The sequence below is a fragment of the Psychrobacter sp. AOP3-A1-26 genome, assembly GCF_052378235.1.
GTDB lineage: Bacteria > Pseudomonadota > Gammaproteobacteria > Pseudomonadales > Moraxellaceae > Psychrobacter.
Genome location: NZ_JBQSXN010000005.1, coordinates 68,488 through 80,684 on the forward strand (window position 1 = coordinate 68,488; position 12,197 = coordinate 80,684).

Here is a 12,197-nt window from a genome sequence, read left to right on the forward strand (position 1 = left end):
ACCTTATTACTAAATGAATTCGCTAAGTTTATTGCGGTTTGTCATTGGTCTTTGCTATATATAGCGGCAGATAAAAAGACACTTGTGCCCCCGTTTGGTTTGACGGCTGATAAAAGGTATTGCTCTGTACCAACTGGATTTTGCCGTTTAAGCTGCGTTTGCATCGCTGTTGATGACTACCGTTTACCGTCTGGATGATATCAAGCTCATGCTGTACATTCAGATTGCTAAGCTGCATCGTGCCGCCAAGCGATTTGCACAATCGCTGACATATCATCAGACCCAATCCTAGGCCATCAGCTTTCGTCGACTTGGTGTCATATGAATGGAGTGATTTTTGCGGTGAGCGACGCGCCTCTAGCTGGGCGGCCTCAAAGCCACCAGCATCATCACTAATATGCAACACCAGCCACTGTTTGCCAGCATGCTCTTCTGCTTGGCAGCGTAGCATGATATGGGTTGCACCTTGCTGCTGCGCATTGGTCACAGTGTTAATCAATAACTGATCTAGCAGTAAGTCGGGTAAGGTCAAATGCTGATAATCACTCGCCAGCCAAAAGCTAATACCTGACGCTTTTTCGCCCAATAGCAAGACACATTGCTGATAAGTCGCGGCAATATCGACGTTGACCTCACTCGCCTGCGACCGACCCGCCCAATGACGGATATTACCAATGACCGCCGCGACACGCTCAGTCTCAGTGACAATCTGCTGGAGCGCATTTTCTGTGGTGGCATCACTGTCTGACTCTGTATTCTCAGGGTTTTTATTTGACCTTATTTTATTTAAGCGTGTTTGTTGGTTACGAATCAATAAGCCTTGGGCATAATTCTGAATGGTCGCCAGTGGCTGATTGATTTCATGAGCAATTGAACCGCTCATCTCACCAATGACAGCAAAACGTTCCGACTGCCGCAGTTGTTGGTCATAATCACGAATCAGCTGGTTTTGCGTCAGTATTTTTTGCCGACGACGCCACGCCAGCCAGCTCATCCAAGCATAATTAATCGTGGATATCAGGACAATAAAGACAATTATACCCATCCATAAACGATGCGACTGTATCCAATCCACGATATGAGAGCTGAGCTGCTTTTGTGCGGGATGACGATTCATCTCGTATAAGATACGCTCAGCATCGATACTAGACTCCGGTGGCAGCCAGCGCTGTCTTAAACGCGCTTCGTCGCTATTCGCTGCGACTGTACCAAACAAGTTCTGATTGATTTGATGTACTAGCGTAGCAGGTGCTTGCTCTGTCGCTGCCAATGTCCAATTGGGATATATCTTTGTTGACGACTGACAATTTGACGCGGTGGTCACTGGATGAATCAAACGGTATTGTTTTTTATTAATTTTCCCTTGCCGCGCCATCTCTTCCATCAAGCACAGCGGCGCTATCGCCGCATCGACCTCGCCACTTGCCAAGGCATCCAACGTCCGTTCTACCGGATAACCCACAAACTGCGTTTGATAGCGACTGGGCGCGATACCATTTTGTTGTAATAAATGTGCCACCAACAGATAACCACCAAATGCATCCGCATCAACGGCGGCAATACGGTGTTGATGCAAATCTTGCAAACGAAGAATATTACTGTCAGCGGCCACCCATAATGCGCTAGCGACCTCTTCCATGGCGCTAGGTTCTTGCACCTGATTGAGCGTATCCAGTTTATTTAACTCATTTAGCTCATTGACTAGATCAACGGTAGTAGATGATGGGCTTAGCATTTTTTGAGTATTAAAACTGATAACATCTGTATCGCTCGTATTTTTCAAATTAGCAGGCGTGCTATCCGTCTGCAAAGTTGCCAGCCAGCGCCACCTTGTGGTATTCATTTTTATAAACTGCACTTGTGGGCCAAGTACCAACGCAAACTGCTGCGCTTTAATCTGCTGTTGCCAATTCTCCAGTGCTAAAGGCACCAATATGACCGTGTCATCTGCCAGTTGACGATTGAGTTGATCCAACCACGGCTGCCATGTTTGCTGTGTGACCGCTTCACCTTGCGGTGCCAGTACACCTAAATAATAGGTCTCTGCTTGCGCTATTGCTAGTAGTGACCCGCCAAACCAAATAGTAAGCATCAGCAAAGCGCGACACGTAGTAGCGGTACTCATCAAAGCTCTACTCCTGCTATTTTTGTGCATAAACACTGTCTGTCATTTATCCTACTGATTTTTCATGGCCAACAAAAGCCTTAACAATAATGTGGTTTTCCACAATACCCAAATGTTACGCGTTACCTTATACTAAATAACAGTAGTGTAACTTTTAATTCGCTGAGCTTCACTCATTGATATCAACTATATCATTTGACGCTGGGCTTAGAACACGTATCTTATGGAGGGCGGGCCCATGAAAAAGTGGCCATTAATTATCCTTATTGCAGCAGTTATCGGACTAGCAGTAGCGTTTATTATTGGGCAATTATTGCCTAATATGCGCACCACCACCAGTGACATCGAAGTCAACATTACTGACCCCGCTCTAATCGAGAAAGGTGCATATGTGGCGCGTACCGGTGACTGTGTCGCTTGTCATACCGTACTCGGTGGTGAAGATTACGCGGGTGGTCTGCCTATGCTGACCCCACTTGGTGCGATTTACTCGACCAACATCACCCCTGATAAAGAAACGGGTATCGGTAATTATACCTTTAATGACTTTAAAAATGCAGTCAAACATGGTGTCGCCCCAGGCAATAAAGCGCTATATCCTGCCATGCCGTATCCGTCGTATCAAATCATGCCTGACGAAGATATGGCGGCGATGTATGCCTTCTTTATGTCGGATGTAAAAGCCGTCAATCAGCCTAACCTTAAGGGCGAGCTACCACCTGTAGCAAACTGGCGCTGGCCACTGGCTTATTGGCAAGTGCTGTTTGACCGTAAGCGCGACTTTGTTCCTGAAACCGATGATGCCGTATTGGCACGTGGTCAGTACTTAGTTGAAGGCCCAGGACATTGCGGCTCTTGTCATACCGAACGCGGTATTGGCTATCAAGAAATCGCCTTAAGCAATGCGGACTCTGAAGAATATCTAAGCGGTGCCGTCATTGATGGCTGGCGCGCCAAAAGTATCCGCGGTGAGCACCGTGGTCTTGGCACGTGGACCATTGCTGAGCTAAACGACTTCTTTAAAACAGGTCGTACCGACACCACTGCTGCCTTTGGTGCGATGGCCGAAGTCGTTGAGCTCAGTACCCAGCATATGACCAATGACGACATTAATGCCATGTCATCGTATCTAAAATCCCTATCCCCTGCCCCTAATAAAGCAGTAACGCTGCCAGAAAAAGAGGACACCACCACCGAAAAGCTATTGGCTGGTAACTATGACTCACGTGGTGCGCTGTTATACACAGAATATTGTACCGTCTGTCACCGTGCTGATGGCCAAGGTGTCCCGCGTATCTTCCCAGCTTTAGATGGAAATAGTGCGGTATATGCTAAAAATGCGGACTCTGTCTTACAGATCACCTTAGGTGGTGGTCGTATGCCTGAAACCTCGCATGATCGCATGGCATTCACTATGCCTGAGTTCACTAACCTAGCTGATGCTGACGTGGCAGAAGTGGTCAACTATGTGCGTAATAGCTGGACCAACCAAGCCCCTGAAATCGATATCAATGACGTGGTAAAAATGCGTGCATTCCTCGCTAAAAAACCAAAAACAGGCACAGACGTTGCCCCAGATCTAAACGTCGATGCTGCAGCACAAGGAGCAAAATAATGAAAAAATCGCCACTTAACTTGCCCATCGTTGCTAGCAACACTCCACGCAGACTAACGATGGCAGTACTTACCGCCACCGTTTGCGCCATTGGGATTAGCGGTTGCTCAAAACCTGAACCTGTTGAGCATAACGCATCTGAGTTTGACTTGGTCACTGCGGACGATGCCAATGAAGATATCGGCACTTATGTATTACCACAGGATACCTCTATCTTAGATGAGCCCAATGCTGAACAAATCTTGTACGGTAAGCGTCTGAATAATGAAACCAGACGCCTACTACCGGACAATGTTGGCGCCGAGATGAACTGTAATAGTTGCCACATCGGTCAAGGTAAAGTGCCGCTTGGCGACCCGTACATCAACAGCTTTAACAACTATCCAAAATTTATGCCGCGTTCTGGTAAAGAGCTAGACTTAACCGCCCGTATCAATGGCTGCTTCCAGCGCTCAATGAACGGCAAGGTACTCGATCGCGAGTCTCCTGAGATGTTAGCGATGTTAGCCTATATGGAGTGGTTAGCGCAGAATACCCCTAAAGACCAAAAAGTTGATATCAATAACGCGGGTAAAGTTGATGAATCCTTGGTCGGTGACACCGTACACGGTGAGAAAATATACCACGCCCAGTGTGCCACTTGTCACGGCGATAATGGTGAAGGAATGAAAGACAGCCGCGGCGATATTATCTTCCCGCCACTATGGGGCGATGAATCCTTTAACATTGGTGCCGGTATGGCACGTACTTATAAAGCTGCAGCCTTTGTTAAATACAATATGCCAATGGGTATCCAAACCATAGGGCTTTGGGGCCACGGTAACGTTTTAAGTGACCAAGATGCCGTCGATGTGGCAGAGTTCTTTACCCATCAGCCGCGCCCTGACTTTCCGGATAAAATTCATGACTTCCCTTCCGGCAAAAAACCTAAAGATGTACGCTATTGATACCTAGGGCTTGCCAGCCATTAGCCATGAATATAATTGCACGCTTTTTTAATCATTAGCAAGCCAATGATAAACCTTCAAGAAAATTCACTTTTCTTGAAGGTTTTTTTGTTATCTATGGTTAATGATTCTACTAAGTTTTGGCTAGCCACTATATAGTTGCTTTATATCAAAGCTTTATATATCAAACTAACATCCAAGCTTAGTTATTGCCATTTACACACCATTTACAAAAGAGGCCTGCCATGCGCAAAATCCCTGTCTACTCTCACCCTGCGGCTGGTTGGCCTGCGCTGATTTCCTCTACTCGTAAACTGATGGACTACCAGACTTTTTTACGTGGTGGTTTGAGCGTATTAAAAAGCAACCAACCTAAAACAGGCTTTGATTGTCCAGGCTGCGCTTGGCCTGACCACAAATCACATAAAGCCATTGATGTCTGCGAAAATGGCATCAAAGTCATCGCTAGTGAGACCATGACCAAGAAAGCAGATGCCAAATTCTTTGCTAGACATACGGTCACAGCGCTGCAAGGATGGTCAGGTTATGAGCTGGAACACAGTGGTCGATTATCAGAGCCGCTATGTTATGATGCGATGCAAGACCGCTATTTACCGATTTCTTGGGAAGCCGCTTACCAGCGTATCGCTGAGCAGCTTGGGTCACTTGACTCGCCAGATGAAGCGCTGTTTTATACCTCAGGCCGTGTCACCAATGAGCCTGCCTTTATGTATCAGTTATTCGTACGCTGTTTCGGTACCAATAACCTACCCGATTGCTCAAACATGTGTCACGAACCTACCTCGGTGATGCTCGGTCGGCAGTTGGGTATTGGCAAAGCCACAGTCAAATTAGAAGATTTTGAGCAAGCCAAACTAATATTAATGTTTGGGCAAAATCCTGCAACCAATCACCCGCGTATGCTAGAAATGCTCGCTCATGCTCACGAGCAAGGATGTCGCATCCTCTCAATCAACCCCATGCGCGAACAAGGATTGCGTAAATTTAGAAACCCGCAAAAGCCTTCACACATGGCAGCAGGCCAAAGCGATGAGATGGTCGATGAAGTCATTCAAATTCAAATCGGTGGTGATGCGGCATTATTGACCGGACTGGCCAAATGGCTGACCAAAAACAATAAAATCAATCAAGGCTTTATTCATCAGCATACCTCAGGATACGAGGCACTCGATGCGTGGCTGCGTCAACAGTCTTGGACGGATGTAGAGCGCGGGTCTGGCATCAGTAAAGAGGAGATTATTGCTATTGCCAAATTGGTGGCCGACAGTCCTGCGACTATTTGCACCTGGGGTATGGGCATCACCCAGCATGTACAAGGTGATGATAATGTAGCGATGATTACCAACCTACTGCTATTGATGGGCATGATTGGTATCGATGGCGCAGGCGCGTCACCCGTGCGTGGGCACTCCAATGTGCAAGGCGATCGTACCATGGGCATCCATGAACGCCCTGCGCAAAGCCTGCTAGATAGTCTTGAGCGGGTCTTTGAGCACTCTATGCCTCAAGAAGATGGCTATGATGTCGTTGCTGGTGCAAAAGCCTTAATCGCTGGCAAGCTAAAAGTGTTTATGAGTATGGGTGGTAACTATGCTGTCGCTGCACCCGATACTAGTGCCATTCAACAAGCGCTAACCACCACTCAGCTCAATATTTTTGTCGGCACCAAGCTGAATGAAACCATGCTATATCCAGGGGCAAACAACCTTATTTTGCCTTGTTTAGGTCGTACCGAACGTATCATTACCGCTAAAGGCGAGCAGTTTGCCACTATCGAAGACTCTATGTGTCAGATTGTGCCGACTCAAGGTACGCTTAAGCCCGTTAGCGAGACCTTAAAGTCAGAAGCGCAAATCGTGGCAAACATCGCTACCCATGTGCTGGGTAATCATTCAACCATTCCTTGGCAAGCAATGAGTGAGGATTTCGATGTTGTCCGTGATTATATCGCTCAAGCGATTAATGGTTTTGAGGACTTTAATCAGCGTATTCGCGAAGCCGAGCGCGGCTTTCACTTATACCATGCTGCACGTCATCGGGTATGGAATACCGACAGCGGCAAAGCGCAGTTTGAAGTACCACAATATCCCATTACCTACGTCGCCGCACAGATGGCAGAGACAACAGCAACCTTTAACCATGACAAAAAAGCCACTACTAACCTTGATAGTGCGTCAAGCGATGAGCAAAAGGTCTGGCAGCTGACCAGCGTACGTAGCCACGACCAATTCAACACTATGATTTTCGGGCTTAATGATCGCTACCGCCAAACCAATCGCCGTGATGTGCTGTTTATGCATCCGGACGAAATCAGCCGCTTGGGGTGGCAAAAAGGCGATCGGGTCATGGTCTCTCGTCACGCCAGCCCAGCAAACACCCTAAACAGCTCAGATACACCAAATAAAATAGCGCAACCACGTACATTAGGGCCGTTAATATTGACCGAGATGGATATTGCCTCCAATGCTATAGCCGCCTATTACCCTGAATGTAATGACTTATTTGATTTGGATACCCACGCACCAGACTCACATATCCCAGCGTATAAATCAACGACTGTCGTTTTACAACGAGTGAATGCAGCTACCGCTGAGCTAGCCTAAAAAGTTATAGAGGGTTTATTAAGTGATAAGGCCGTGTTGAACAGTCAACCATGACAAAAATTATGATGAGATATGATGATCGCTGAAATGAATAACGAAACGCGCAATCGGACTGATGAGCAATGCTTAACAAATACGATGCAGGATGTGGCAGAAGTAAGAGCAACACCGTCTGCAACGCCAATGACTCGCACCCACTTATCACAAAAGCATGCCTACCCATCGGATAGTAATACGAGCACTGCTAACATACATATTGCTTATCAGCCAGCCAGTCTAGCGGTAGAAGCTGCTGTGGCTATCGTTATCAACGGTATTCACTATGCGGTATTGATGGCCAGTCCTCATCAGCTAGAGTATTTGGCTATTGGGTTTTTATTTAGCGAAGGATTGATTCAACAAAACCATGAGCTGCTTGATTGGGACGTTACTCAGCTTACTGATATCGCAAGCTATCAACAGTTTACCCCTGAGTCTGTGGCCAAAAATAATACGTCAGGAAATGCTGAATCAGAAAGCTTTGAACAAGCCTTTTTGCACCTACAAGACTATGATATTTATGTGGTGGAGTTGACCTTAAACCAGCGCTGTCATCAACGTATCCAAGCACAAAAGCATCAGCTGGCAGGCCGAACAGGTTGCGGCATGTGTGGTATCACAGGATTGTCACAGGCATTGCCTGATTTGAGTGGACACTTACATGACTCGTTTCAGCGACCAATGCACAATAATTTTCCGAGTCTTGATTATCTGCTCGATCTGCGACAGCAAGTAGATGCTACCCAACATACGCATCAACTAACAGGGGCAGTACATGCTGCAGCAGCAATGCACAACCAGCAGCTATATCTGTTTGAAGATGTGGGGCGACACAATGCGCTTGATAAACTGATCGGCTGGCAGGTGCGACAAAAAATACAAGTACAGTGTGTCCTGATGACCTCGCGCTTATCGATTGAGTTGGTACAGAAGTCTATTCGCGGTGGCATTCCTTGGTTAGTCGGTATGTCCGCCCCTACCAGTACGGCGGTGCGTGTCGCCGAACGTTATGGGTTAGGATTGGCAGGGTTTTTACGTGACAATAGAGTGACTTATTACTCTGGCACCTAACCAATGGTAATCTAGCTACCTAACCCTTCTAACTATTATAAATTCTTCCTCTAAATCCATTTATCGGACTACTCAGTCTAAGCATTTTAATGTCTAATGGCTGTAACCTCAGCTTATGACCGTCACGCTAACCTATCCCGTATTACTTCCCAATACTACACATTACTCTCCTCTTTTTTTATTTTCAAAATAGTTTACGACCTCGGATATCGCTAACCAGTCAGCTGGCCAATATCATAGAATGCTATTTTGGACGCATCTCTTTTATAGTAGTTTGACTATACATTTGAGGTTGTTTACATAATAGGTTACCCTTAGCGCACGAAAATGTTACCTGTAATTAACATGGTTGTAGTTTTATTTATCAATAAGTCGTTCATTATGCTGATTACTTGGGCCGTATCGCATCGATTATTGCGAATATAGGTAATGATGATTTCGGATTATGCATCAACTGCAACAATGCGATAAACACCACTATGACTATCGGCTTATTACCGCTGATAAAGCTGTCTAAATCTAGCCCACACCATCAACCATGGTTTGGTGCTTATCCGCAATATTATTATGGCTGTTCGTAAGATGGACAGCCATAGCACTCGACTACAACTATGTAGCATACCTAATGGCATCATGGTTATTCCATAAAATGAAGACCACGACCATTAATACAGTTGATATATTTGCTATTTATAGTACGACGCGCATTAGCTCAAGATGGGAATTTTATAGGCTATATCGTATTCCTAATAGTTTGGGCTAATTAAATTTCACTGAATTTTATTCATTTAAAACAATTGCGAGGTATGAATTTGAAAACGGAGTCATTGTTCCAATTTTCATCGCTCACCATTATTTTATTATTATTGGCATTTTATGGCGGTACTTATCTACTTTCTTTATTAATCAAGAAAGACAAAGAAACAACCTCTGGATTTATGGTCGCAGGTCACGGTGTCGGTTTCGGTATGGGCGCCGCCAGTATGACCGCCACTTGGATTTGGGCAGCTTCATTTTATGCCGCAGCTACTTCTGGCTACAAATACGGCGTGTCAGGCCCGATACATTATGGGTTTTGGGGTGCATTGATGATTTTATTCATCTACCCATTCGGTATGCGCTTTCGTGAATTGGCCCCAAATGGCCACACATTAGGGGAACTAATCCATGCGCGCCATGGTTCATCAAGCCAATTAATTTTAGCCATATCTAACATTATGGGCAGCTTAATTAGCTTGATGGTCAACTTCACCGCGGCTGGAGCGTTGGTGTCAGTCTTGTCACCCTTATCGTTTCAAACGGGTGTGATGATCGCCGGTATCGGTGTGCTGAGCTATACTTTGACCTCAGGTTTTCGAGCCTCTGTCTTTACAGATTTTGCCCAATTGGTCGCATTAATGGCGATTGGTGTGGTCATTATCCCAGCGGTATTATTTTCTATGGGTGGACCTTCAGTCATGGTTAGTGGGCTGTCTAACCTGACCTTAGAACAGCAGGATTTCTTTTCGTCTGAGGCATTCTTTCAACAAGGCGCCCCTTATTTTGTCGCAGTATTGGCTTATGCTATTGGTAACCAGACCATTACTCAGCGCTTATTTGCCATTGATAAAACCAAAATTAAAGCGACATTTGTCACTGCGACTGTCGGCTATGCTGGTATCGTTATCGGCCTTGGTATGATTGGACTGATGGCCTTAACCATTGGTATTGAACCACTTGATGGCAATATGAATAACCTGATTCCACAGATGGTCAGTGCCTATTTGCATCCCGTATTTATCGCACTATTCTTTATCTTAGTGATTGGCTCATTGTCATCGACCGCCGACTCGGATTTATCAGCCCTATCGACTATTATGATGGCCGATGTCTATGGCAAAAATATCGCCAAAAAAGGTAAGGCAAAGCCAAAAACTATGATGCTTGTTGGTCGTGGTACGATGATTATTGCCACTGCCGCTGGGTTGATTTTTGCCAGCTTTAAACTTGATATTTTAGTGATGCTAGTCTTCGTTGGTGCATTATGGGGCGCGATTGTATTCCCTGTGATTGCCAGTGTGTTCTGGAATCGCGTGACTAATACCGCCTTTACGTCAGCCGTTATTGTGGGTCTACTACTCTTCTGTGTTGCCCGTTTTGAGCTGATACCTATTACTGGCTTTGCCGCTTACTTCTTTGAGATATTAGCCAGCGTTGGCGCAGCGGTCGTTATCGGTCTTATGGTCTTTGGGTTCTTAGGCCGAAAAATCGGTATGGGAGCCGCGGCTATTACGCTCGTGCTGATGTTAATCTTCGCGACTGGCTTCCTACGTCAATACATGGTCTTACTCGCCTCACTGACCGCATACGGCGCCAGTACCATTGTCTGCGTGATTGTCAGTTTGATGGGTAATGAGTATTTCGACTTTGACCTTATCAATCAGCGCGTGGGCAATTACGATAAAAAGAGCGAGGCCGTACAGACGCCCAAAACTTAGATCACAGCAGTGTTATGAAATAATGGTTGGTCAGTATATTAGTAATTATTGGCTGACTGCTAACTGCTCATAAATACGATAAGGAGATATCATGGACAACGTGTTTATATATGGCTTATATATTTTAATTTGGCCAGCGATTACGCTTGGGGTGCTGATATTAATCTGCACCGCAACCTATCGAGACATCAAAGAAGCCAAACGCAATAATCAGGATATTATTTAATAAAATATTTTTGGTGTTATCTTGAATATTCATCGCTCAGCAAACGCTTAGCGATGAATCAATAAGGCTATTAACGGCTTAAATATGATAAATTACAGGAAATTTTATATAAGCTAGTAAATAACCTGCTTTTAATTGAAAAATGACTTGTAATTTAAAATATTTTTGCTAATATAGTCCACCTTGATTGGCTGGATAGCAAAGTGGTAATGCACTGGACTGCAACTCCTTGATCGTCGGTTCGATTCCGACTCCAGCCTCCAATTATTTAGCTCAAATATTTATCAGCAATACATTAACTTTAGCTTGCTTTATTAATGAAAATGCTTATAATAGCGAGCTACTTATCTAGTAGCTAGGTGGTCTATCAACTAGTATACGTTAAAGATAAAACAAGTTTTGCCCGGGTGGTGAAATTGGTAGACACAAGGGATTTAAAATCCCTCGATCGAAAGATCGTGCCGGTTCAAGTCCGGCTCCGGGTACCATTATATTAAAAGGCTTCCAAGCAATTGGAAGCCTTTTTCTTATTCTATACCTTCTCTTATTTAACCGACTTTTCTTTTGAGAAAAGGCATTGCCCATCTTCTTTAAAATAATCGGTTAAGCTATAGCGCCTTGATAGGTAAGCCTCTTGAAACCGTATAGTGTAGTTTCCATTATTTGTGAATTGTCTATACTTCGAAAAATCCGCCTAAATTTATTCAGACATTTTTTATAGTAAAATTTGAAGGTTTTTTTGTGCAGAAGCATTACCTTTCTCAGCTGCCTTCTTATACCAATAAAGCGCTTTATCATAATCCTGATCTACTCCAAACCCACCTTCGCAGTAAAGCTCACCTAAATTGACTTTTGCTTGTTCACTACCTTTTTGCTTTTGCATAGTCTGCCTCTACACCCGTCCAATAAATATAACCTAATAAGCGATGCTTTTCATTTTGAGTCAAGTCATCCATCGCCATTATTTTACACTGTGGACTGTCTTGGCCTTCTGATAGATTACATTCCTCTGCAATTGAGGGATAAAACTCTTGACTAGCCAAATTTGAACACCCTGTTAAAGATGTAAGAAC

Annotated in this window: 8 protein-coding genes, 2 tRNA genes and 1 pseudogene; 8 read left to right on the top strand and 3 right to left on the bottom strand. The window is 44.8% G+C overall.

Annotated elements, in window-relative coordinates:
• Positions 1–28: 28 nt before the first annotated feature.
• On the bottom strand, positions 29–2,125 hold the full coding sequence (locus ACT3TU_RS02060; protein WP_192529329.1) for a sensor histidine kinase: 2,097 nt from the start codon (positions 2,123–2,125) through the stop codon (positions 29–31).
• A gap of 238 nt (positions 2,126–2,363) precedes the next feature.
• Here ACT3TU_RS02060 and ACT3TU_RS02065 point away from each other — a divergent pair, with 238 nt between their 5' ends.
• The 8 genes from ACT3TU_RS02065 (at position 2,364) to ACT3TU_RS02100 (ending at position 11,612) form a co-directional block, all read left to right on the top strand.
• On the top strand, positions 2,364–3,740 hold the full coding sequence (locus ACT3TU_RS02065; protein WP_225735273.1) for a cytochrome c: 1,377 nt from the start codon (positions 2,364–2,366) through the stop codon (positions 3,738–3,740).
• Positions 3,740–4,687, top strand: coding sequence for a c-type cytochrome (locus ACT3TU_RS02070; protein WP_225735274.1), 948 nt, complete (start codon positions 3,740–3,742; stop codon positions 4,685–4,687). The genes ACT3TU_RS02065 and ACT3TU_RS02070 overlap by 1 nt, the downstream gene beginning before the upstream one ends.
• A 245-nt stretch (positions 4,688–4,932) precedes the next feature.
• The gene (locus tag ACT3TU_RS02075; RefSeq protein WP_192529331.1) at positions 4,933–7,311 is read left to right on the top strand and encodes an FdhF/YdeP family oxidoreductase; all 2,379 of its coding nucleotides are present in this window, start codon (positions 4,933–4,935) and stop codon (positions 7,309–7,311) included.
• A gap of 75 nt (positions 7,312–7,386) precedes the next feature.
• Complete coding sequence (locus tag ACT3TU_RS02080; protein WP_192529339.1) at positions 7,387–8,421, top strand: formate dehydrogenase accessory sulfurtransferase FdhD; 1,035 nt, start codon at positions 7,387–7,389, stop codon at positions 8,419–8,421.
• Positions 8,422–9,227: 806 nt separating this feature from the next.
• Positions 9,228–10,898 carry a sodium:solute symporter family protein gene (locus ACT3TU_RS02085; protein WP_263973715.1) on the top strand — a complete coding sequence of 557 codons (1,671 nt, stop codon included), beginning with the start codon at positions 9,228–9,230 and terminating at the stop codon, positions 10,896–10,898.
• 91 nt (positions 10,899–10,989) lie between these two features.
• The gene (locus ACT3TU_RS02090; RefSeq protein ID WP_225735276.1) at positions 10,990–11,124 is read left to right on the top strand and encodes a putative transporter small subunit; all 135 of its coding nucleotides are present in this window, start codon (positions 10,990–10,992) and stop codon (positions 11,122–11,124) included.
• 189 nt (positions 11,125–11,313) lie between these two features.
• Positions 11,314–11,387: transfer RNA gene (locus ACT3TU_RS02095), tRNA-Cys, on the top strand.
• A 138-nt stretch (positions 11,388–11,525) separates the two neighbouring features.
• Positions 11,526–11,612, top strand: a tRNA-Leu gene (locus ACT3TU_RS02100).
• Between the two features lie 227 nt (positions 11,613–11,839).
• Here ACT3TU_RS02100 and ACT3TU_RS02105 read toward each other — a convergent pair.
• Complete coding sequence (locus ACT3TU_RS02105) at positions 11,840–12,007, bottom strand: SEL1-like repeat protein (RefSeq protein WP_192529332.1); 168 nt, start codon at positions 12,005–12,007, stop codon at positions 11,840–11,842.
• Positions 11,988–12,197, bottom strand: a pseudogene (locus tag ACT3TU_RS02110) (tetratricopeptide repeat protein); the annotation flags it as partial. The pseudogene ACT3TU_RS02110 and the gene ACT3TU_RS02105, both read right to left, overlap by 20 nt.